The sequence below is a fragment of the Pseudomonas frigoris genome, assembly GCF_047758635.1.
Taxonomy (GTDB): domain Bacteria; phylum Pseudomonadota; class Gammaproteobacteria; order Pseudomonadales; family Pseudomonadaceae; genus Aquipseudomonas; species Aquipseudomonas frigoris.
This window is the reverse complement of sequence record NZ_CP180479.1, coordinates 3,573,494-3,593,551: the sequence shown is the minus strand read 5'-3', so window position 1 is coordinate 3,593,551 and position 20,058 is coordinate 3,573,494. Positions and strand designations below refer to the sequence as shown.

Sequence of the window (20,058 nt, the reverse complement as noted above, 5' to 3'; positions counted from 1 at the left end):
TTAATCGACAACTGTTTTGGGTTGCCCTGCAACCTCGCTTCACCCTGTTGCCCGTACTCAATAATAAAACTGGAGCTTCAGATGACCGCAACGCCCGAAGTGGCCGTCAGTTCGAACACTCAAACGCTCGATTTCGACGCGCTCGTTCTTTTGCTTGAGCAGATTTTTCAGCGCCATGGCACCTCCGCCGAGGTGGCCAGGATACTGGCCCTCAACTGCGCCGGCGCCGAACGCGATGGCGCCCATAGCCATGGCGTGTTCCGCATTCCCGGTTACGTGTCGACGCTCCAGAGCGGCTGGGTCAATGGCCAGGCCGTGCCGGTGGTCGAGGACGTGGCTTCGGGCTTTGTCCGGGTCGACGCCGGTAATGGTTTCGCCCAACCGGCCCTCGCCGCAGCACGCGGTTTGTTGGTGGAAAAAGCCCGGAGTGCCGGCATTGCGGTGCTGGCGATTCGTAACTCCCACCATTTCGCCGCCTTGTGGCCGGATGTCGAGCCTTTCGCCTATGAAGGGCTGGTGGCGCTGAGCGTGGTCAACAGCATGACCTGTGTGGTGCCGCACGGTGCCGACCGTCCGCTGTTCGGCACCAACCCGATTGCTTTCGCCGCCCCTCGGGCTGACGGCGATCCGATTGTCTTCGACCTGGCGACCAGCGCCATTGCCCATGGCGATGTGCAGATCGCCGCACGCAAGGGTGAGCGTCTGCCGCCAGGCATGGGGGTGGACGGTCTCGGCCAGCCGACCCAGGACCCGAAAGCGATTCTTGAGGGTGGCGCATTGCTGCCGTTTGGCGGGCATAAAGGTTCGGCGCTGTCGATGATGGTGGAACTGTTGGCGGCGGCGTTGACCGGTGGCAATTTTTCCTTCGAGTTCGATTGGTCGAATCATCCGGGCGCCAAGACACCGTGGACTGGCCAACTGTTGATCGTGATCGACCCGAGCAAGGCGGCCGGGCAGAGTTTTGCCGAGCGCAGTCAGGAACTGGTCCGGCAGATGCACGGTGTGGGGCTCAAGCGTTTGCCAGGTGATCGACGTCACCAACAACGGGCCAAGTCCAGCACCGAAGGCATCCGGCTCGATACTCAGACGTTGGCGAGTTTGCGGGAATTGGCCGGACTCTGAGTCCTGCATAAAACCCGGGCAAGAAAAAGGCGAGCTCGTTGCTTAATGCCGGTCAGTTAAGCAATTTCAGCTGCGACGCACTTCCTTGTAGCAGCTGCGTTCGGCTGCGTTCGGCTGCGCAGCAGTCGTGAAATCAGACGATGCGGTGTTTCAGGAAGACCGCAAACCCAGGTTTTACGACTGCTGCGCAGACGAACGCAGGCTTCGCCAGCTGCTACGGATTGTGTCGTTTCTTAACTGATTGGCATTAAGCTCAATGCTCGCCTTTTTGCTTTTGTACCTAAAGCAGAACCGCTTACCGCCGACCCAGCAACAACCCGACTACCAGGCCGAAACCGGCAGAGATCGCCACGGTTTGCCACGGATGACCACCGATGTAGGTTTCAGTGGCTTCGACCGCAGGTTTGGTCCGGTCTCGAACGCTGGTGACGGAGTCCCGAGCCTGCTGAAGTTTCTGGGCGATCTGCCCACGAAGTGTGTCCGCTTCCTCACCCACCAGTGAGGCACTGCTCTTGAGCAGCTTTTCCGACTCTTCGATCAGAGCCTGAAGTTCGCTGAAGGCTTGATCCTTGATCTGGTCTTCGGCGACTTGTGCGGCGGTTTTTCGGGCCATTGAGGTACTCCTTGCAGATAAATGGACAGTGAACAATGGAGTCTGTCGTCAGCGAAAAAGTTGCAGTGGATTTTCGCGTTGACCCAACCCTGAGGAAAAATCCTGAGTCGGACATTTCTTCCTACAGTGTAAGATGGCGCCTATTTTACGCAGCAGGTAACTCCCATGAGCTTCAATCTGGCCGACAAACCCCTTGCCGAGCGCGCTGCGCTTGAAGATGAGAAATCCCGTCTGTTCGATCTCTGGCAAAGCAACCTGGGCAAGTCCAAGGGCGAGGCCGCGCGGTTGTTCGGTGAACGCGCCAAGCGCAAAGGCAAATGGGCGGAGTGGGTCCGTGCCGAACTTGACGGCATGTCGCCCCCGGAATTCGCGAACATGGTGCGCAGCGAGATTAATCGTCTGATGGCTGCCAAGTAACCTGAACCCGACACACATCTCTGTAGGAGCTGCCGAAGGCTGCGATCTTTTGATCTTGTTTTAAAAAAGCAAAATCAAAAGATCGCAGCCTGCGGCAGCTCCTACGCGCTCGCAAAACTCGCGACAATCGCTTCCCGCACTTTCAGCACCACCGGATCGAGCTGTGTACTGGTGCGCCAGCCCAGTTCGATCGGGTAACGCGGCAACGCCAAAGGGCAGGGCAGCAGTGCCAGCCCGCTGAGCGCTGCAATGCTTTGGGCCGCATGGGCCGGAATGGTCGCCACGGCCTGACTGCCCTTGAGCAAGTGCGGCAACGCGGCAAAGTGTGTGGTCGAAGCGCATACCCGCCGAGTCAACCCCAGCGCCGCCAGCCCCTCATCGGTGATCCCGATAAAGCCGCCCGACGACACCAGAATGTGCTCGCGGTCGACGAACTCATCAAGGCTGAGGGTTTGCTGTCCCTCGGCCAGGCTGAGCGGGTCCACCAAACACAGATAACCGCCTTCTCCCAACACCTGACGGCTGAGCAAGCGCTCGGCAAACCCACCGGCGGTGATCGCCAGATCAATGCTGCGTTCCATCAACGCCTGGGCGACGATCTGGCTATGGGTTTGACGAAAGATCAACCGCAGCTTCGGCGCGACGCGGGCGATTTCTTCGATCAGCCGGCGCCCATAAGCGATCTCGAAATCATCTGACATCCCCACGGTCACCGAGCGCCCGTCGTAATGGTGGGCGGCCGGATCGACCATCGCCAGGCTCTGCCGGCATTTGTTCAGGGCATCGCTGACCACCGGTTTCAACTGGTTGGCCTTGAGCGTGGGCCCGAGTCCTCGACCGGTGCGCACGAACAACTGATCGCCATACACCTCCCGCAGCCTTCGCAGTGCGGCGCTGACGGCTGATTGCGTCACGCCCAGACGCAACGCGGCCCGGCTGGCGCTGGACTCTTCATGCAGCGCTTCGAAGACTTTCAGCAGGTTGAGATCGACGGTGGCGATATTCATTTGATTCATATCATTCAGCAGTGAATGGGGCTTTATTCATGATCCCGTGGCGCCTGAAAATGAGCAACACCTCATTACTTTCGGAGTTACTGCGATGCCCAAGTCAATCGTTGCTGCACTGCAAATCGGCTCTTTACCCGGCGGCAAAGCCGAGACCCTGGAACAGATCCTTGCCTGGGAAAACGCGATTATCGAATCCGGCGCTGCGCTGGTGGTCATGCCGGAAGCGTTGCTCGGCGGTTACCCCAAAGGCGAGGGCTTTGGTACTCAGTTGGGTTATCGACTGCCGGAAGGGCGTGAAGCCTTTGCCCGGTATTTCGCCAATGCGATCGACGTGCCAGGCGCGGAAACCGAAGCGTTGGCCGGGTTGTCAGCGCGCACCGGCGCCAACCTGGTGATCGGTGTCATCGAACGCGCCGGCAGCACCTTGTACTGCACCGCGTTGTATTTCGATCCGCAGGCCGGGCTGGTCGCCAAGCACCGCAAACTGATGCCTACCGGCACCGAGCGGTTGATCTGGGGCAAAGGCGATGGCTCGACGTTGCCGGTGATCGACAGTCAGGTCGGGCGGATCGGCGCGGTGGTGTGTTGGGAAAACATGATGCCGCTGCTGCGCACCGCGATGTACGCCAAAGGCGTGGAAGTCTGGTGCGCGCCAACGGTGGACGAACGGGAAATGTGGCAGGTCAGCATGCGCCATATCGCCCATGAAGGACGCTGCTTTGTGGTCAGCGCCTGTCAGGTTCAGGATTCACCGCAAGCCTTGGGCGTGGAGATCGCCAACTGGCCGGCGGACCGGCCATTGATTGCCGGTGGCAGCGTGATCGTCGGGCCGATGGGCGATATTCTGGCTGGACCTCTGCGTGACAGCGTCGGTTTGCTCACCGCAGAAATCGACACCGATGATCTGGTCCGTGCCCGTTACGACTTCGACGTGGTGGGGCACTACGCGCGCCCGGACGTCTTCGAACTGACAGTAGATGAACGCGCCAAACCGGGTGTTAGCTTCACCGCATAACCCCCTGTGGGAGCGGGCTTGCTCGCGAAGGGGCCATAACATTCAACATCTATGCTGGATGTGCCGGCCTCTTCGCGAGCAAGTCGGATCGCCGCACCGCCGCTCCCACATTTGATTTGTGACGTTCACACCTGTTGTGTTCATGAATAGAGTTCGGTGTAGAGCGTGGGGGTGGCTTCCATGTTCTTTGTCGCTCCTTGAATCGAACTTACCAGGTGCCGGGCGTCGACGTTGGCAGGCTGAGTTTTCCACTGTCCACGAAACGCATCGTGCCGAACAAGCCGCCCGCGAGTTTGCCGCGCAGGACGTAGGGCAGGTTGTCGAGGGTTTGGGTTTTGCTCAGGCCCAGGGTCTGGCGCAGCACGGAGAACGCCGAAACACTTACCGGAACGGTCAGCACGGTTTCGGAAAAGCGTGCAATCGAGCCCGATTGATCGCTGACGCCAGAGGCGAGTGGCTGGCCGTTGACTTCCAGGTCGAGGGCCACGCCGTTGTAATTGATGGTGGTCTCGTTGGGGTTTTGTACGCGTATTTTCACGGCAAAGCGTACTTCCATGTCCTGGCTTTGCAGCGGCTCGAAGCCGACCACGTTGATGTTCAGCGGGTCGCGATTGGGGAACAGGGCACAGGCGCTCAGGGAGAGCAAAAGCAGGGAAAGGATAACGGCGTGGACACTGCGCATAAACGTGCTCTCTTAAAGAAAAGGCCGAACCGCCAGTGGCTCGGCCTCGAGCATTTTCTAGCGGTTCAAGGGTGCGACAGCGGCAGGCGAGACGGGTTCACCCTTGGCCGGGACATCCGGGTTTTCCATGACCCGCAGGATCGAGGCTTCCGGATCGAAATCGTCCTCCTCCAGCTCAATGAACTCTTCGGGCAGGAAGATATTCAGCACGATAGCGCACAACGCGCCGACGGTGATCGGCGATTCGAAGATGTTGTGCAGCGCCTTCGGCAACTCGCGCAGCACTTCCGGAACCGCCGCAACACCCAGGCCCATGCCGAGGGAAATCGACACGATCAGCATGTTGCGCCGGTGCAGGCCGGCTTCGGCGAGGATCTTGATCCCGGCGACGGCGACGGTGCCGAACATCACCAGTTCAGCGCCACCGAGTACCGGTTTGGGCATCAGCTGCAGCACCGCGCCGATCATCGGGAACAACCCCAGCACCACCAACAAACCGGCAATGAAGAACGCCACGTAACGGCTGGCCACGCCGGTGAGCTGAATCACGCCGTTGTTCTGGGCGAAGGTCACCATCGGCATGCTGTTGAACACGGCGGCCATGGCCGAGTTGAGGCCGTCGGCGAGCAGACCGGACTTGATCCGGCGGATGTAGATCGGGCCTTTGACGGGCTGCCGGGAAATCATCGAGTTGGCGGTCAAGTCACCGGCGGCTTCCAGCGGCGACACGAGGAAAATCACCGCCACTGGCACAAACGCCACCCAATCGAAGTTAAAGCCGTACTTGAACGGCACCGGTACGCTCATCAGCGGTACGTCGGGCAGGCTGGTGAAGTTGACGTCACCCATCAGCCAGGCCACGACATAGCCGAGGGTCAGGCCGATGACGATCGCACCGAGGCGCAGGAACGGCACATCGACCCGGTTCAACACCACAATCGTTCCGAGCACCAGGGCCGCCAGGGCCAGATGGCTGGCGGCGCCGAGGTCCGCCGCACCGAAGCCGCCGGCGATGTCGGTCATGGCGACTTTGATCAGCGACAGGCCCATCAGCGTGATGATCGTGCCGGTCACCACCGGGGTGATCAGCATCCGCAACTTGCCGATGAACTGGCTCAACACGACTTCGATGAAGGCGGCGAAAAAGCACACACCGAAGATCGTCGACAGGATTTCATCGGTGCCGCCACCCCGGGCCTTGACCATGAAACCGGCACTGAGAATCACGCTGATGAATGAGAAGCTGGTGCCCTGCAGACACAGCAGGCCGGAACCGATCGGGCCGAAACGTCGTGCCTGAACAAACGTGCCCAGCCCCGAGACGAACAGCGCCATGCTGATCAGGTACGGCACTTCGCTTTGCAGGCCGAGGGCGCCCCCCATGATAAGGGTCGGGGTGATGATGCCGACGAAACTGGCGAGTACGTGTTGCAGGGCGGCGAAGACGGTGGCGGTCAGATGCGGGCGATCGTCGAGGCCGTAAATCAGGTCGTTATTGCGTGGGGCAGGGGCTTTTTCAGAGGCGGTCATGGTGGTGTGCATGCCAGAAGGCGGGCCGGGTCAAAAAATGGAGGCGCAGGATGCCAGAACGGTCGGGCCACGGCAAAAAAACGACCGAAGCAAGATCAAAAGATCGCAGCCTTCGGCAGCTCCTACGCCAATCTCATGTAGGAGTTGCCGAAGGCTGCGATCTTTTGACCTTCAGGCAAACGCCGCCAACAAATCCTCTTCAAAGGCTTTTTGCGCATCCCCCGGCACCTGGGCGCGATGGCGGGCCAGATGGAATGCCACGTCGAAACTCATATCGCCACGACGCACGGCGCGCAGCAATTCCTTGTCTTCCCAGCTCAGGGCAAAGTGTTCGGGCAAATAACCGACATGCTTGCCGGAGAGAATGAAGGCGAGGGTGCCTTCGACTTGCTCCGAGCGCGCCGAACACATCTTCCCCTGGAAGGGCTCGTCGCTGCGCAGGAAACGGTAAGGGTGATCGACCCGATCACAAGCCTGTAGCGCTAGATCATCAGGCGCATCGTCGGTGAACAGCGGATGGCCGGGGGCGCAATACAGGTGCTGGGTTTCGGTAAACAGTTCGCGGTAGTCAAAAGCGCTTTGCACTTGTGAGAAATAGCCGATCGCCAGGTCCAGTCGTTGTTGCAGCAGCAACCGTTCCATTTCGCCGGGCATGGCGCTGATCAACTCGATACGTACCGACTCGTCCCGTTCACGAAAGCGCCGGATCGCATCGGCCACCCGTTGCAGCACGGATTGATCGAGTGCTTCGGACAGCCCCAGACGAACCTCGCCGATCAAACGCCCGGCCACACCATTGGATTGGTGGCGGAAGGCTTCGATGGACTCGAACAGGCTACGAGTCGCGTTGAGCAGTTGTTCACCCTTGGGCGTGATCTTGAAACCACCCTTGCCGCGACTGCACAGGCGATAGCCGAGTCGGGTTTCCAGTTTGGCCATTTGCTGGCTGATGCTCGACTGGCTCAAGCCCAACTCACCCTGAGCCGCGCTGAAACCGCCGCACTCCACCACGTTGACGAACAGGCGCAACAGTTGCAGATCGAGATCATGGAGTTGGCCGAGCATCAAACATTACTCCGGGATAAAGTCAGGATAACAAACTTAATATTTCACCAATGTATCCGACGACGCATTCTGCATCCACTTCCTTTGGTCAGGTGTTCGTCATGGCTCCCACCTTCAAACTGTGTTTCCCCGCGCTGTTTCTCGCCATGGCCGTATCGGCTCAGGCCGAGGAAAAAGTCGTCAATCTCTACAGTTGGGCCGATTATGTAGCGCCGGAAACCTTGCAGCGGTTCGAGCAGGAAACCGGCATTCACGTACGTTACGACACGTTCGACGCGCCGGAAGTGCTCGAAACCAAACTGCTCACCGGTGGCAGCGGCTATGACGTGGTAGTGCCATCGTCCAGCGTGCTGGCCCGTGGCTTGGCGGCCGGTGCGCTGAAGGCCATTCCTCACGAAGGCCTGAAGGGCTACGCCAACCTTGATCCGGATCTGTTGGAAAAACTCGCCGCGGTCGACCCGGGCAATCTCTACGGTGTGCCCTATACCTGGGGCACGCTGGGGCTTGGGATGAATGTCGAAGCGGTGCAAAAACGCTTGCCGAACGTGCCGCTCAACAGCCTGGACCTGCTGTTCAAACCGGAGTACGCCAGCAAACTGAAGGACTGTGGCATCGCGATCATTGACTCGCCGCAGGAGGTGATCGGTCTGGCGTTGCACTATCTGGGTAAAGATCCCTACAGCACGGATAAGAACGACCTGGACGCGGCGCAAGCGTTGCTGCATCAGTTGCAGCCTAACGTGTTGTACGTCGCCAGTGGCCGACAGATCAATGATCTGGCCAACGGCAGTGTCTGTTTGGCCCTGGCCTATAACGGTGACGCGAGCATGGCCGCCGATCAGGCGCGCAAGGCCAACAAACCCTATGAAATCGCCTACCGGATTCCCAAGGAAGGCACGATCGTGTGGCAGGACAACCTGGCGATCCCCAAGGACGCGCCCCATCCCGAAGCCGCACGCCAGTTCATTGAATTCATGTTGCGTCCGGAGTCCGTCGCGGCACTGACCAACACCTTGTTCTTTGCCACCGCCAACCAGGCCGCCACGCCGCTGGTGGATGAGGCCGTGCGCACCGACCCGGACATTTACCCACCCGCCGACGTGCGTGACCGGCTGTACGCCGACCGCAGCATGAGCCTCAAGGACATGCGTCAACGCACTCGCTTGTGGACCACTTTCCGTAGCCGCCAATAATAAGGAACCTGAGATGGACGTCCCGATGCAAAACGATCAGGCCATGACCCGCGACAGCCTCTATGGCACCGCCGCCGAAAGTACCTACGCCGGTATCACCAGTTTCATGCGTCGTCGCTACAGTCGCGACTTGCGCGGCGTTGACGTAGCGGTCAGCGGTGTCCCGTTCGACACTGCCACCAGCAACCGCCCCGGAGCGCGTTTCGGACCACGGGGCATTCGTGCCGCGTCCACCGGGATTGCCTGGGAACGTCACTGGCCGTGGGCCTTCGACCCGTTCGACCACCTGGCGGTCATCGACTACGGCGATTGCGACTTCGATTACGGCACACCGCATTCGGTGCCGGAAAGCATCGAAGCCCATGCCGAACACATACTCAACGCCGGTAGCGCGATGCTGACGTTCGGCGGGGATCACTTCATCACGTATCCGCTGCTCAAGGCCCATGCGCGTAAACATGGTCCACTGTCGTTGATCCACTTCGATGCCCACAGTGACACCTGGCCGGACGAAGACGGCAAGCGCGTCGATCACGGCACGATGTTCTGGCACGCGGCCAAGGAAGGGTTGGTGGATCCGTCGCGTTCGGTGCAGATCGGCTTGCGCACCACCAATGATGATCACCAGGGTTTCCAGGTGCTGGATGCGCGACAAGTGCATCGACGTGGTGTTGATGCGATTGTCGAGGCCATTCGGGCGCGGGTCGGTGATAACCCGGTGTACCTGACGTTCGACATCGACTGCCTCGATCCGGCCTTCGCTCCAGGCACCGGGACGCCGGTGTGCGGCGGCTTGAGCACGGTGCAGGCGCTGGAAATCCTGGGTGGCTTGCGCGGGATTAATCTGGTGGGAATGGACGTCGTGGAAGTGGCGCCGGCCTACGACAGTGCGGACATTACCTCACTGGCGGCGGCGACGTTGGCGATGGAAATGCTGTGTTTGTATGCAGCTAAACATAAGGTCGACCGGTAACACACGGTCAAAACTGTGGGAGCGGGCTTGCTCGCGAAGGGGACATAACATTCAACATTTAAGCTGAATGTCAGTCCGCTTTCGCGAGCAAGCCCGCTTGTGTCTTGCGCATGGGCCATCAAAGCCAGCACAACTTCAGGCCCGACGCGTCTCCAGAAGGTCCGCCGCACACAACGCAATCCGCTGGCACGCATCCGCCAGCTTCAGCTGATCCACCACCAACCCCAGTCGAATATGCCCCGCCGCGCCCAGTTCCGCGGCAACGGCCGTCAAGGCGCTTTCCCGTTCGCAAGAGAAAGGCCGACCATCGGCGTCATCGCTACTGCCACTTTCTGACAGGGTCCTCTGCTAAGCTCCGACAACTTTTACGGACAGAGCCTGCCGATCGTGTCGCGTACCACTCGTTTACTGACCTTGTTGCAAGTGCTGCGTGGCAAAAGTCGTCCAGTGACCGCGGCAACACTTGCTGGCGAATTGGAGATTTCCGAGCGTACGCTGTACCGCGACATCGCCGAACTCACAGCCCTTGGCGCGCCAATCTACGGCGAAGCGGGGATCGGCTACGTGCTGCGCAGCGGTTTGTTTCTGCCGCCGTTGATGCTCAACGCCGATGAAACCGAAGCCATCGTGCTGGGGTTGCGCTATGTGGATCAGCGCGGCGATGAGGTGTTGAGCAAGGCTGCGGCGGATGCGTTGGCCAAGATTGCTGCGGTATTGGCGCCTGAAGCGCTGGACGCGTTACGCAACCCGACGGTGTTGCCGGGGCCGCCCGGCTATGGCTTTGCGCCCAACGCGGTGCCACTGAATGTGTTTCGCCAGGCCATCCGCGATCAGATCAAGCTGCACATCGATTATGCGGACGTCAATCAGGTGCCCAGTCAACGGCTGATCTGGCCGCTGGCCCTGGGGTTTCTAAACGAGGTGCGAATCATCGTCGCCTGGTGTGAATTGCGCAGCGCCTATCGCACCTTTCGCACTGACCGGATCTCGGCAGCGAACGAGCAGGGCGAGCGTTATCCGGGGCGGCGCAGCGACCTGCTGCGCACCTGGCGCAAGCAGATGCAACTGGACGAAGCCGGGCGCTTCACTCCTGACAAGAACTGACACAGGCTTGTCTTAGCATGGCTCCAGAATCAACAAACAAGGAGCCGTAACCATGTCCAATCCCGCCTCTTCACTGGCACCCGCCATCGCCGCCTATATCGCTGCGGCCAATGCCCGCGACACCTCGCGGGTCGCCAGTTTTTTCGCTGAGGATGCCAATGTGTTCGATGAAGGCCAGCACCAGGTCGGCACTCACGCCATCGCGCAATGGATGCAAGACACCGCCCAGCGTTACCAGCCACGGGTCGAAGTGCTCGACGTGCAACTGCGCACCGGCAAAGTGCTGGTGCATAACCTGATCTCCGGAACGTTTCCGGGCAGCCCTCTGGAATTGCGCTACATGTTTCGCCTGAATGAACAGGGCAAGATTGCCCGGCTAGACATCTCTCTCTAACCAGACCGCGTGGCATACTGCCGCGCATGAATGTCGACTCCCCCTTAAGCGCCTGGCAACACGCCATCGAACAGAAGGGCTTCGTCCAGGACGAAGCCCAGGAGCATGCCGTGTGGGCGCTGCAGAAATGCTACGAAGCGCTGCATGAAGGGCACACGCCGATCACTGGCGTGTACCTCTGGGGCCCGGTCGGGCGCGGCAAAACCTGGTTGATGGACCAGTTTTACCAAAGCCTGAAGGTCCCGGCCCGCCGCCAACACTTTCACCACTTTATGGGCTGGGTGCATCAGCGTTCGTTTCAGCTGACCGGCACCGCCGACCCGTTGAAGGCGCTGGCTCGCGAACTGAGCGAGGAAGTGCGGGTCCTGTGCTTTGACGAATTGTTCGTTAACGACATCGGCGACGCGATCATTCTCGGGCGTTTGTTTCAGGTGATGTTCGAGCAGGGCGTGGTGGTGGTCTGCACCTCCAATCAGCCACCGGACCAGCTGTACGCCGATGGTTTCAATCGCGACCGGTTCGTGCCCGCCATCGAGGCCATCAAGAAACATATGCAGGTGATTGCGGTGGATGGCGGCGAAGATCATCGCCTGCACCCCGGCAAAGGTTTGCAACGTTACTGGGTGGCGGCACCGGGGCAACCCAGCGCTCTGGGAGAAGTGTTCAAGGCATTGACCGTCGGCCAGTCGGTGTCCAGTGACCCAATCAAGGTGGGCTACCGCCCACTCAATGTCGTGCAGGCCAGCCCAACCGTACTCTGGACTCGTTACGCCGATCTCTGTGAACAGCCTTTTGCCGCCATGGATTTCATCGCCCTGTGCGACACCTTCAGCGCTATTCTGTTGAGTGACGTGCCCAACCTTAGCGCGCAAAAGCGCGAAGGGCGCATCGCCCGAGGCACTGAAGACGGCGTCGAACGGGTGGTGGCGGGTGATCGCGAGCTGCCGCAATTGTCGGTGCATGACGACGGTGTACGGCGTTTCATCGCCCTGGTGGACGAGTGCTACGACCGCAAGGTGCCGCTGTGCCTCGAAGCGCAGGTGCCCATGGAATCGTTGTACACCGAGGGCTATCTGGAGTTTCCATTCCGCCGCACCCTCAGCCGTTTACAGGAAATGCAGCTGCAACGTTTCGCCGAAGCTTGAACAAGGAGCCGCGAACATGAATCAGCCTTTGTCGCACCATCTGCTGACCATGGCCTATCAAAACGCTTGGGCCAATCATCGACTCGCCAAGACCTGGAGCCAGTTGAGCCCGGCCGATCTGGCGGCACTGCGGGTCAGCTTCTTTCCCAGTCTGCGCGCGACCCTCAATCACATCCTGACCTGCGACTGGTTTTACGTGGATGCGCTGGAGCGGGAGTTGCGCGGCGACGATCCGCATCCCGACTGCTACGTGTTTTTCAATCAGGACGAGCCGTTTACGCAAGCGGTACACCTCAAGCGCGAACAAGCGCTGGTGGACCGTCGACTGATCGCCTACTGCGAGCAAATGCGCGACGCCGACCTCGGCAAGATCGTGACCATCGCCCGGGACACGCCGCAACATGAGAGCCGCGTACGCATGCTCTCCCATCTGTTCGAACACCAGATTCATCATCGCGGGCAGGTTCACGCCATGCTCAGCGGTACCTCGGTCAAACCACCGCAACTGGACGAGTTTTTCTGTGCTGGTGAGTCAGGCCTGAGGGCTGAGGATTTTGCCGAGCTGGGGTGGACCGAGGCGCTGATCTGGGGCGCTTGAGCGAAAAATTACAGCAGGATCGGGTTGTCGACACGGCTGTGCCCGCGATATTGTCGGTCGGCCCTTCAGTGCGAGATGCACTGGGGCAACTTAATGTGTGAACGAGGGTGGAAATGGAATCCGCAGAAATTCTTGTACTTCAGGCCAGCTATACCAATCCGGTGCATGCCGAGGCTATTGGACTGGTGCTGAATGCTTACGCCGAAGACCCGATGGGTGGCGGCCACTCGTTGCCCGCCGACTTGTTGAAGCAACTGCCGGCGGAACTGGCCAAGCGTCCCCACGCGTTCAGCGTTCTGGCCTTTGTCGGTGGCGAGCCGGCCGGACTGGTCAATTGCTTTGAAGGTTTCTCGACCTTCGCCTGTCGGCCGTTGGTCAATGTGCACGATGTGGTGGTGGTGAAGAAGTTTCGCGGCTTGGGGTTGAGCCAGAAGATGCTGCAAAAGGTCGAGGACATCGCTCGCCAGCGCGGTTGCTGCAAAATCACACTGGAGGTGCTGGAAGGTAATGCAGTCGCCCAGGCTTCCTATGGCAAGTTCGGTTTTGCTGCAGGCATGTTCGACCCGGCGCACGGTCGGATGCTGTTCTGGACCAAGGCGCTTTAAGGTATTACGAGCAAAGAAAAAGGGCGTCCATCAGGACGCCCTTTGTCGTTACGGTTTGTAGTGCTCTGTCACTTGCGCAGTTTGATCATCCGGAACCCTGATTTCAGCGGTGTTGCTGGCGTTACTTTGATTTGCCTCTTGGCTGAGCCGCAGGCTCTCAAAGTAGTACCGCATGCGTTCAGCGCCACCTTCGGCCAATGCAGCGGTTGAACTGAGCATCATCAGGCCGGCGAGGATCATGGTTGTACGTTTCATGGTGTGCCCCACTACGAGTTGTCGGGTCCTTTCTTCCATGAAGCAATGTCGAAGGGACATTATCCGCCGATTCCGTTAAATGGGAATTACCTGCGTCTAGAGCTTCCAGTCCAGGCTCAGGGTCACCGTGCGCGGGTCACCCCAAAACACACCGTTATAGAACCCGACGTTGTCGTAATACTTTTTGTCGAACAGGTTATCGACGTTCAGCGAGGCCGACACGTGCTTGTCGACCTCATAACGCGACATCAGTTTGACCACGGTGTAGGCCTCCTGCCGGATCTTTGCGCTTTCGGTGATCAGCGTGCCATCTGCGTTGCGTCCGTCCGGGCGTTTCGAGTTGCCAAAGACGTCACTCTGCCAGTTCACCGCGCCACCCACGGTCAGTGCCTGCCAGTCGCCGGGCAGGCGATAGGCCGTGGAGAGCCGGAACATATTCAGCGGCTGGTTGGTATTGGCGCGTTTCTTCTCGCCATTGGCCGAGTGGGTGTAGGTGTAGCCGGCCGTTATATTCCAGCCGGCCATGACCTCGCCAGAGACCTCGACTTCGAAGCCCTGAACCTTGTTGCCTTTGCCGCCTGACTTGAAGAACTCCTCGCCGGTCACCGGGTCCGGCGGTACCGAGTCGTCGCGTTCGGCAACGTTGTCCTGCTTGCTCCAGAACAACGCGGTGGCGAGGTTCAGACGTTCTTCAAGCAGGCTGCCCTTGAGGCCCAGTTCATAGTTGCTGCCCACCACTGGCTTGAGGTATTTGCGATGGCTGTCGCGGTTGTCTTGCGGGTTGAAGATGTCGGTGTAGCTGATGTACGCCGTGTATTCGGGGGTGAGGTCGTAGAGCAGCCCGGCGTAGGGCGTCCACATGTCGTTGTGTTCCTGACGGGTGGCATCGACGCTGCTCAACTGCAGGTTGTCGTCGTAGCTGTTGGTCGTGCTCGAAGCTTTCCAACTGCCATAACGACTGCCGAGCACCGCGTGCAGGTCATCCGTCAGGCTCAGGCGAGTGGCCAGATAGCCAGCCTTCTGGCGGGTATTGTTTTTTGAACCTGAAAGGTGGGTGACGGTGTCGGGATACTTGGCGATGCCGCCCATGTACTTCCAGTCGGGGATGTTCAAGTAACCCGACGGCTGTGCGCCCTCAACCAGGTAGGGACTTTCTTCGCGGCGTTCGGCCTCGCCATACCCGAACATCATTTCGTGTTCCCGACCGAACAGCGAGTAGGGGCCTGCCACGTTAAAGTCGTAAGCCTTCATTTTCTGCGTCCCGAGCATATGGCCCAAGTAGGCGCTCATGCCACTGCGGTCCTCATTCGGGAAGCCGCCACCGCCGTAATACAACTTGCCGTCCGTATCGCTTTCGCGGTGCGTGTAGGCTGCTTTGAAGTGCCAGCCGGCGCCCAGTTGTTGGTCCAGAGTGGCGAACGCTGTCTTGTCCTTTAACGGCCAGGAACTCCAGGACGTGGCCATGTTGGTGGAGCGTCCCAGGTTCGCTTTGCCTCCGTCAGCGTTCCAATAGGGCGTGGTGCCATAGGAGGAGCCCTGGACGTGTTTGTTCTGATAGTCGTAACCCACCGCCAATACGGTGTCATCGGTCAAATCGGCTTCAAGAATCCCGTAGCCGACTTCACGTTGTTGCTGGTACTTGTCGCGGAACGAATGGCTGTCGCGATAGGCCAGCACGCTGCGTCCGCGCAGGCGTCCGTCGAAAGCCATTGGGCCTCCGACATCCAGATAACTGTAGTAGTCGTCATAACTACCACCGCTGGCCCCGGTTTGGACTTCCCACTGCGACGTCGGCCGTTTACGCACCATGTTGATGGTGGCCGAAGGGTCTCCGGCGCCAGTGGTCAGGCCGGTTGCTCCGCGAACCACTTCGATGCGGTCGTAGATGATGGTGTCCGAGTCGGACTTCATGTAGCTGAAGGTGTTCAGCATGCCATCGACCTGGAAATTTCTGATCGTGTAACCCCGGGACGAATAACTGACCCGATCCGAATCGTTGTGCTGAACCACCACGCCGGTGGTCTGGCCCATGGCTTCGGAAAGCGTACCGAGTTTGAAATCGTCCATTTGCTGACGCGTGACCACGGACACCGATTGCGGTGTTTCCTTGATCGACAGGTTCAAGCGCGTCGCAGTGCTCATGGCGCCGGTGGTGTATGACTCGGTGTTTTCGGTGGTGCTGCCCAAGCCTTGGGCGGTGACATTGGTGGCGCCCAGTTCGAGGGTGCGGCCAGGCTCTTTGTCAGGGCCGGTTTCAGCCAGCAAGTCGGGGCACAGGGCGGCACTGCACAGGCCCAGGGTAAAAGTCATGGAACGGGTGATAGGCGCGAACATCGCAGCCGACTCCTTGTCTTCGAAGAAAAAATTCCGTTTGTTAAAAGACGAAGGGGAGAGGCGGGATTTAGCTCTAAACGAGAATAGTTATTATCTTTGGGGGTGTCTGACAGAGCAGTCGCGCAATGGCGTAGGGAAAGGGGGATGGCAGGTCGGAAACAGCACTGGGCTGCTTCCGAATCAAGCGAGGGGATCAGGCGTGAGGCACACGGTGAGTGACGGGCAAAGGCTGGGCCTGATTGCTTTGTGTCAACAAGCGCAATTGCGCGAGCTCCTGCTTCAACTGGTCGCGCTCGTCTTTCAACTGGCGCAATTCATCGCGACGGATCGTGACGTAAAGGGTTTGTGCTGGCAGTGCTGCGTGTACTGTGCCCATTGCTCACCTCGCAAATGGCTGTCTCAACTGTAAATCCGCCCCGACATCGGTGCTTATTTACTATCGGCTGCGATTTTGATTTCTTTTGCCCCGGAAGGGAACTTTTTTATTTTTTATGGTCGTTGTGTCTTCGGCGCGATTACCGACGTTATCAATCTGGATCGGGCACAATGCCCGGAAACTATGTGCCCCAACGCTGGACTAAGTCGAATGAGTCGCGTTGGGCTATAACCTTTGACACACATTATTTGTAGTAGGGAGCATCAGCACATGCAACTCGGGATTATTGGACTGGGCCGCATGGGCGGTAATATTGCGCGGCGCCTGATGCTTAACGGTCATACCACCGTTGTTTACGATCGCAATACCGCCTTTGTCGACACCCTGGCCGCAGAGGGCGCCTCTGGCGTCATCGACCTGCCGGCGCTGGTCGCTGGCCTGGCCAAGCCACGTGCGGTGTGGGTCATGCTGCCGGCCGGCGCACCGACCGAAGACACCATCAACACCCTGAGCACCTTGCTCGAAGCTGGCGATACCATCATCGACGGCGGCAACACCTTCTATAAGGACGATATCCGCCGGGCGAAAACCCTGTCGGAAAAAGGCCTGCACTACGTCGACGTCGGCACCTCCGGAGGCGTCTGGGGCCTGGAGCGGGGCTACTGCATGATGATCGGTGGCGAAGCCGAGGTGGTTAAACGCCTTGATCCGCTGTTCGAAAGCCTTGCACCGGGCCTGGGCGACATTCCTCGGACCAAGGACCGCAAGTCCGAAGACGATCGTGCCGAACGCGGTTACATCCACGCAGGCCCGGCCGGTTCGGGCCATTTCGTGAAAATGATCCACAACGGCATTGAATACGGAATGATGCAGGCCTTCGCTGAAGGCTTCGACATCCTCAAGACCAAGGCCAGCACCAACCTGCCGGAAGATCAGCGTTTTGACCTTAACGTCGGCGACATCGCCGAAGTCTGGCGTCGTGGCAGCGTCGTGTCGTCCTGGTTGCTCGACCTGACCGCCGACGCGCTGGCCAGCGATCCGAAACTCGACGGTTACACAGGTGAAGTGGCTGACAGTGGTGAAGGTCGCTGGACCATCGAAGCCGCCATGGAGCAATCGGTGCCTGTACCGGTGCTGTCGAACTCGCTGTTCTCCCGCTACCGTTCGCGCGGGCAAGGCACCTTTGGCGACAAGATTCTCTCGGCCCAGCGCTTCGGCTTCGGCGGCCATGTGGAGACTGCGAAAAAATGACCCGCTTGATCCGCAATAAATCCAAGGCAGAACCCGCACCACCGACCACGCTGTTCCTGTTCGGTGCCCATGGTGACCTGGTCAAGCGTCTGCTGATGCCGGCGCTGTACAACCTGAGTCGTGACGGTCTGCTTGGGGATGGACTGCGGATCATCGGCGTCGACCACAACGCCATCACCGATGAAGCCTTTGCGAAAAAACTCGAAGACTTCATTCGAGCCGAAGTGGCCGCCAAGGTCGGCAAGGGCGATCAAGCCCTTGACCCGGACTTGTGGGCCAAGTTGGCCAAAGGCATCAGCTACGTCCAGGGCGACTTCCTGGACGACAGCACCTATCAAGCCCTGGCGGCGAAAATCGCCGCCAGCGGCACCGGCAACGCCGTCTTCTACCTGGCCACTGCGCCACGTTTCTTCAGCGAAGTGGTGCGTCGTCTCGGCGCCGCCGGCTTGCTGCAAGAGTCGCCAGAAGCGTTCAGAAGGGTAGTGATCGAAAAACCCTTCGGTTCCGATCTGCATACTGCCGAAGCCTTGAACGCTTGTTTGCTCAAGGTGATGACGGAAAACCAGATCTACCGGATCGATCACTATCTGGGCAAGGAAACCGTGCAGAACATTTTGATCAGCCGGTTTTCCAACAGCCTGTTTGAAGCGTTCTGGAACAATCACTACATCGACCACGTACAAATCACCGCCGCCGAAACCGTCGGCGTGGAGACCCGTGGCAGTTTTTATGAACACACCGGCGCCTTGCGGGACATGGTGCCCAATCACCTGTTCCAATTGCTGGCGATGGTCGCAATGGAGCCGCCGGCCGCTTTTGGCGCCGATGCGGTACGCGGCGAGAAAGCCAAGGTGGTCGGTGCGATTCGCCCCTGGTCGGTCGAGGAAGCACTGGCCAACTCCGTGCGCGGCCAATACGCGCCCGGCGAAATCGATGGCAAGCCGTTGCCGGGTTATCGCCAGGAAAACAACGTGGCGCCCGACAGCAATACCGAAACCTACGTCGCGCTGAAAGTCATGATCGACAACTGGCGCTGGGTCGGCGTGCCGTTTTACTTGCGCACCGGCAAGCGCATGAGCGTGCGCGACACCGAGATTGTCATTTGCTTCAAACCGGCGCCGTATGCGCAGTTCCGCGATACCGAGGTCGATGAGCTGCAACCGACCTATCTGCGAATCCAGATTCAGCCTAACGAAGGCATGTGGTTCGATCTGCTGGCCAAACGGCCCGGTCCGGCCTTGAAAATGGCCAATATCGAACTGGGCTTTGCCTACAAGGATTTCTTTGAAATGCAGCCGTCCACCGGCTATGAAACCCTGATCTACGATTGCCTGACCGGCGATCAGACGCTGTTTCAGCGCGCCGACAACATCGAGAACGGCTGGCGCGCCGTGCAGCCTTTCCTCGATGCCTGGCAGCAGGACGCGAGCGTGCAGAGCTATGCCGCTGGCGAAGACGGCCCGCAGGCTGCAGAAGATCTCCTGACCCGCGACGGTCGCGTCTGGCACGGCCTCGGATGAGCGACGCACCGCAGCCTCCCATCCGTTTTTTACTCAGTGATATGGACGGCACCTTGTTGCTGCCCGATCACAGCCTCAGTCAACGCACCCTCTCAGCGGTCCGCTCCTTGCGCGAAGCAGGCGTGCTCTTCAGCCTGGCCACCGGTCGTCCACCCAAAGCCATGTTGCAGCAGATTGAAGCCCTGGGCGTCGACCTGCCGACGGCAGCCTTCAATGGCGGCACCATCGTCAATCCGGACGGCAGTTTGCTGGTCGCGCATTACTTGCCGGCAACGGCGGCGCTGACGGCATTGGCGCTGTTTGCCGACCGGCCGGACATCGAAATCTGGGTGTTCAGTGGTGGCGACTGGTTGCTGAAAGATCCGAACGGCCCAATGGTGCCTCGTGAACAGCACGGCCTGGGTTATCCGCCAGTGGTGGTCGAGAGTTTTGAGCCGTACCTGGAACGCATCGACAAGATCGTCGCCACCAGCAACAACACGCAGTTGTTGATTGAGCTTGAAGCGCTCCTGCTGCCCAAAGTGGAAGGCCAGGCACAGGTCTCCCGTTCACAGCCGATTTATCTGGACGTGACCGCGATGCAAGCCAACAAGGGTGCAGCACTGGCGACACTGGCCGAATTTCTCGGCGTGCCGCTGGAGCAGACCGCGGCGCTGGGCGATGGCGGCAACGACCCGGCGATGTTTCACCGCGCAGGCTTGTCGATCGCCATGGGGCAGTCGGAAGAGGCAGTGAAGCGCCAGGCAGACGTGGTGACGGGCGCCAATACCGAGGACGGTGCGGCCCAGGCGATCGAGCGCTACATCCTCCCTCGAAAATCAACGTAGAACCCTGTGGGAGCGAGCTTGCTCGCGAT

Annotated in this window: 22 protein-coding genes; 13 read left to right on the top strand and 9 right to left on the bottom strand. The window is 59.6% G+C overall.

The window, feature by feature from the left end:
• Nucleotides 1-81: 81 nt before the first annotated feature.
• A complete protein-coding gene (locus ACMXYH_RS16440; protein WP_129444403.1) occupies nucleotides 82-1,122 on the top strand; it encodes an Ldh family oxidoreductase in 1,041 nt (346 codons plus the stop codon).
• A 295-nt stretch (nucleotides 1,123-1,417) separates the two neighbouring features.
• On the opposite strand, the gene ACMXYH_RS16435 is transcribed toward ACMXYH_RS16440, so the two are convergent.
• Complete coding sequence (locus ACMXYH_RS16435; protein ID WP_123364977.1) at nucleotides 1,418-1,735, bottom strand: DUF883 family protein; 318 nt, start codon at nucleotides 1,733-1,735, stop codon at nucleotides 1,418-1,420.
• 165 nt (nucleotides 1,736-1,900) lie between these two features.
• Here ACMXYH_RS16435 and ACMXYH_RS16430 point away from each other — a divergent pair, with 165 nt between their 5' ends.
• On the top strand, nucleotides 1,901-2,152 hold the full coding sequence (locus ACMXYH_RS16430) for a hypothetical protein (protein ID WP_129444401.1): 252 nt from the start codon (nucleotides 1,901-1,903) through the stop codon (nucleotides 2,150-2,152).
• Nucleotides 2,153-2,253: 101 nt separating this feature from the next.
• Here ACMXYH_RS16430 and ACMXYH_RS16425 read toward each other — a convergent pair whose 3' ends face one another.
• Nucleotides 2,254-3,168, bottom strand: a complete 915-nt coding sequence (locus ACMXYH_RS16425) for a LysR family transcriptional regulator (protein WP_415764146.1) — start codon at nucleotides 3,166-3,168, stop codon at nucleotides 2,254-2,256.
• An 85-nt stretch (nucleotides 3,169-3,253) separates the two neighbouring features.
• Between ACMXYH_RS16425 and ACMXYH_RS16420 the strand changes: the two genes are divergently transcribed.
• Nucleotides 3,254-4,177, top strand: a complete 924-nt coding sequence (locus ACMXYH_RS16420; RefSeq protein WP_415764145.1) for a carbon-nitrogen hydrolase family protein — start codon at nucleotides 3,254-3,256, stop codon at nucleotides 4,175-4,177.
• A 208-nt stretch (nucleotides 4,178-4,385) separates the two neighbouring features.
• On the opposite strand, the gene ACMXYH_RS16415 is transcribed toward ACMXYH_RS16420, so the two are convergent.
• The 3 genes from ACMXYH_RS16415 to ACMXYH_RS16405 all read right to left on the bottom strand — a co-directional run bounded on the left by ACMXYH_RS16415 (nucleotide 4,386) and on the right by ACMXYH_RS16405 (nucleotide 7,454).
• Nucleotides 4,386-4,859, bottom strand: coding sequence for an LEA type 2 family protein (locus ACMXYH_RS16415; protein WP_134420050.1), 474 nt, complete (start codon nucleotides 4,857-4,859; stop codon nucleotides 4,386-4,388).
• A gap of 57 nt (nucleotides 4,860-4,916) precedes the next feature.
• On the bottom strand, nucleotides 4,917-6,389 hold the full coding sequence (locus tag ACMXYH_RS16410) for a nucleobase:cation symporter-2 family protein (protein WP_415764144.1): 1,473 nt from the start codon (nucleotides 6,387-6,389) through the stop codon (nucleotides 4,917-4,919).
• 171 nt (nucleotides 6,390-6,560) lie between these two features.
• Entirely contained in the window at nucleotides 6,561-7,454 is an 894-nt protein-coding gene (locus ACMXYH_RS16405; protein ID WP_415764143.1) for a LysR family transcriptional regulator, read from the bottom strand.
• Nucleotides 7,455-7,555: 101 nt separating this feature from the next.
• Here ACMXYH_RS16405 and ACMXYH_RS16400 point away from each other — a divergent pair, with 101 nt between their 5' ends.
• Nucleotides 7,556-8,647: a polyamine ABC transporter substrate-binding protein gene (locus ACMXYH_RS16400; protein WP_415764142.1), complete on the top strand. Its 1,092-nt coding sequence runs from the start codon at nucleotides 7,556-7,558 to the stop codon at nucleotides 8,645-8,647.
• 13 nt (nucleotides 8,648-8,660) lie between these two features.
• Nucleotides 8,661-9,620 (top strand): agmatinase, encoded by a 960-nt coding sequence (speB, locus tag ACMXYH_RS16395; protein ID WP_129444387.1) that lies wholly within the window; start codon nucleotides 8,661-8,663, stop codon nucleotides 9,618-9,620.
• A gap of 135 nt (nucleotides 9,621-9,755) precedes the next feature.
• On the opposite strand, the gene ACMXYH_RS16390 is transcribed toward speB, so the two are convergent.
• Nucleotides 9,756-9,893, bottom strand: a complete 138-nt coding sequence (locus ACMXYH_RS16390; RefSeq protein ID WP_165353213.1) for a hypothetical protein — start codon at nucleotides 9,891-9,893, stop codon at nucleotides 9,756-9,758.
• Between the two features lie 114 nt (nucleotides 9,894-10,007).
• Between ACMXYH_RS16390 and ACMXYH_RS16385 the strand changes: the two genes are divergently transcribed.
• The 5 genes from ACMXYH_RS16385 to ACMXYH_RS16365 all read left to right on the top strand — a co-directional run bounded on the left by ACMXYH_RS16385 (nucleotide 10,008) and on the right by ACMXYH_RS16365 (nucleotide 13,466).
• Nucleotides 10,008-10,724 carry a helix-turn-helix transcriptional regulator gene (locus ACMXYH_RS16385; protein ID WP_415764141.1) on the top strand — a complete coding sequence of 239 codons (717 nt, stop codon included), beginning with the start codon at nucleotides 10,008-10,010 and terminating at the stop codon, nucleotides 10,722-10,724.
• Between the two features lie 52 nt (nucleotides 10,725-10,776).
• Nucleotides 10,777-11,118, top strand: coding sequence for a nuclear transport factor 2 family protein (locus ACMXYH_RS16380; protein ID WP_008069241.1), 342 nt, complete (start codon nucleotides 10,777-10,779; stop codon nucleotides 11,116-11,118).
• Between the two features lie 26 nt (nucleotides 11,119-11,144).
• Nucleotides 11,145-12,263 carry a cell division protein ZapE gene (gene zapE, locus ACMXYH_RS16375; protein WP_415764140.1) on the top strand — a complete coding sequence of 373 codons (1,119 nt, stop codon included), beginning with the start codon at nucleotides 11,145-11,147 and terminating at the stop codon, nucleotides 12,261-12,263.
• Nucleotides 12,264-12,279: 16 nt separating this feature from the next.
• The gene (locus ACMXYH_RS16370) at nucleotides 12,280-12,861 is read left to right on the top strand and encodes a DinB family protein (RefSeq protein WP_415764139.1); all 582 of its coding nucleotides are present in this window, start codon (nucleotides 12,280-12,282) and stop codon (nucleotides 12,859-12,861) included.
• Between the two features lie 113 nt (nucleotides 12,862-12,974).
• Nucleotides 12,975-13,466 (top strand): GNAT family N-acetyltransferase, encoded by a 492-nt coding sequence (locus ACMXYH_RS16365; RefSeq protein WP_129444379.1) that lies wholly within the window; start codon nucleotides 12,975-12,977, stop codon nucleotides 13,464-13,466.
• 48 nt (nucleotides 13,467-13,514) lie between these two features.
• Here ACMXYH_RS16365 and ACMXYH_RS16360 read toward each other — a convergent pair whose 3' ends face one another.
• From ACMXYH_RS16360 to ACMXYH_RS16350, 3 genes are all read right to left on the bottom strand, one after another.
• Nucleotides 13,515-13,721, bottom strand: a complete 207-nt coding sequence (locus ACMXYH_RS16360) for a hypothetical protein (protein ID WP_415764138.1) — start codon at nucleotides 13,719-13,721, stop codon at nucleotides 13,515-13,517.
• Nucleotides 13,722-13,817: 96 nt separating this feature from the next.
• Nucleotides 13,818-16,055, bottom strand: coding sequence for a TonB-dependent siderophore receptor (locus ACMXYH_RS16355; RefSeq protein ID WP_415764137.1), 2,238 nt, complete (start codon nucleotides 16,053-16,055; stop codon nucleotides 13,818-13,820).
• 193 nt (nucleotides 16,056-16,248) lie between these two features.
• A complete protein-coding gene (locus ACMXYH_RS16350; RefSeq protein WP_056739988.1) occupies nucleotides 16,249-16,431 on the bottom strand; it encodes a DUF6026 family protein in 183 nt (60 codons plus the stop codon).
• A 270-nt stretch (nucleotides 16,432-16,701) separates the two neighbouring features.
• On the opposite strand from ACMXYH_RS16350, the gene gnd reads away from it, so the two are divergent.
• The 3 genes from gnd to ACMXYH_RS16335 are packed head-to-tail and all read left to right on the top strand — an operon-like array spanning nucleotide 16,702 to nucleotide 20,029.
• Nucleotides 16,702-17,682, top strand: a complete 981-nt coding sequence (gene gnd, locus ACMXYH_RS16345) for a phosphogluconate dehydrogenase (NAD(+)-dependent, decarboxylating) (protein WP_415764136.1) — start codon at nucleotides 16,702-16,704, stop codon at nucleotides 17,680-17,682.
• Nucleotides 17,679-19,202 (top strand): glucose-6-phosphate dehydrogenase, encoded by a 1,524-nt coding sequence (zwf, locus tag ACMXYH_RS16340; RefSeq protein ID WP_415764135.1) that lies wholly within the window; start codon nucleotides 17,679-17,681, stop codon nucleotides 19,200-19,202. Before gnd ends, zwf begins: the two co-directional genes overlap by 4 nt.
• Entirely contained in the window at nucleotides 19,199-20,029 is an 831-nt protein-coding gene (locus tag ACMXYH_RS16335) for an HAD family hydrolase (RefSeq protein WP_415764134.1), read from the top strand. Before zwf ends, ACMXYH_RS16335 begins: the two co-directional genes overlap by 4 nt.
• Nucleotides 20,030-20,058: the final 29 nt, after the last annotated feature.

Bases quoted from the DNA above. Each gene is read 5' to 3' on its own strand.
- ACMXYH_RS16440 (WP_129444403.1), top strand. From the start codon at position 82: ATGACCGCAACGCCCGAAGTGGCCGTCAGTTCGAACACTCAAACGCTC.
- ACMXYH_RS16435 (WP_123364977.1), bottom strand. From the start codon at position 1,735: ATGGCCCGAAAAACCGCCGCACAAGTCGCCGAAGACCAGATCAAGGAT.
- ACMXYH_RS16430 (WP_129444401.1), top strand. From the start codon at position 1,901: ATGAGCTTCAATCTGGCCGACAAACCCCTTGCCGAGCGCGCTGCGCTT.
- ACMXYH_RS16425 (WP_415764146.1), bottom strand. From the start codon at position 3,168: ATGAATCAAATGAATATCGCCACCGTCGATCTCAACCTGCTGAAAGTC.
- ACMXYH_RS16420 (WP_415764145.1), top strand. From the start codon at position 3,254: ATGCCCAAGTCAATCGTTGCTGCACTGCAAATCGGCTCTTTACCCGGC.
- ACMXYH_RS16415 (WP_134420050.1), bottom strand. From the start codon at position 4,859: ATGCGCAGTGTCCACGCCGTTATCCTTTCCCTGCTTTTGCTCTCCCTG.
- ACMXYH_RS16410 (WP_415764144.1), bottom strand. From the start codon at position 6,389: ATGACCGCCTCTGAAAAAGCCCCTGCCCCACGCAATAACGACCTGATT.
- ACMXYH_RS16405 (WP_415764143.1), bottom strand. From the start codon at position 7,454: ATGCTCGGCCAACTCCATGATCTCGATCTGCAACTGTTGCGCCTGTTC.
- ACMXYH_RS16400 (WP_415764142.1), top strand. From the start codon at position 7,556: ATGGCTCCCACCTTCAAACTGTGTTTCCCCGCGCTGTTTCTCGCCATG.
- speB (WP_129444387.1), top strand. From the start codon at position 8,661: ATGGACGTCCCGATGCAAAACGATCAGGCCATGACCCGCGACAGCCTC.
- ACMXYH_RS16380 (WP_008069241.1), top strand. From the start codon at position 10,777: ATGTCCAATCCCGCCTCTTCACTGGCACCCGCCATCGCCGCCTATATC.
- zapE (WP_415764140.1), top strand. From the start codon at position 11,145: ATGAATGTCGACTCCCCCTTAAGCGCCTGGCAACACGCCATCGAACAG.
- ACMXYH_RS16370 (WP_415764139.1), top strand. From the start codon at position 12,280: ATGAATCAGCCTTTGTCGCACCATCTGCTGACCATGGCCTATCAAAAC.
- ACMXYH_RS16365 (WP_129444379.1), top strand. From the start codon at position 12,975: ATGGAATCCGCAGAAATTCTTGTACTTCAGGCCAGCTATACCAATCCG.
- ACMXYH_RS16360 (WP_415764138.1), bottom strand. From the start codon at position 13,721: ATGAAACGTACAACCATGATCCTCGCCGGCCTGATGATGCTCAGTTCA.
- ACMXYH_RS16355 (WP_415764137.1), bottom strand. From the start codon at position 16,055: ATGTTCGCGCCTATCACCCGTTCCATGACTTTTACCCTGGGCCTGTGC.
- ACMXYH_RS16350 (WP_056739988.1), bottom strand. From the start codon at position 16,431: ATGGGCACAGTACACGCAGCACTGCCAGCACAAACCCTTTACGTCACG.
- gnd (WP_415764136.1), top strand. From the start codon at position 16,702: ATGCAACTCGGGATTATTGGACTGGGCCGCATGGGCGGTAATATTGCG.
- zwf (WP_415764135.1), top strand. From the start codon at position 17,679: ATGACCCGCTTGATCCGCAATAAATCCAAGGCAGAACCCGCACCACCG.
- ACMXYH_RS16335 (WP_415764134.1), top strand. From the start codon at position 19,199: ATGAGCGACGCACCGCAGCCTCCCATCCGTTTTTTACTCAGTGATATG.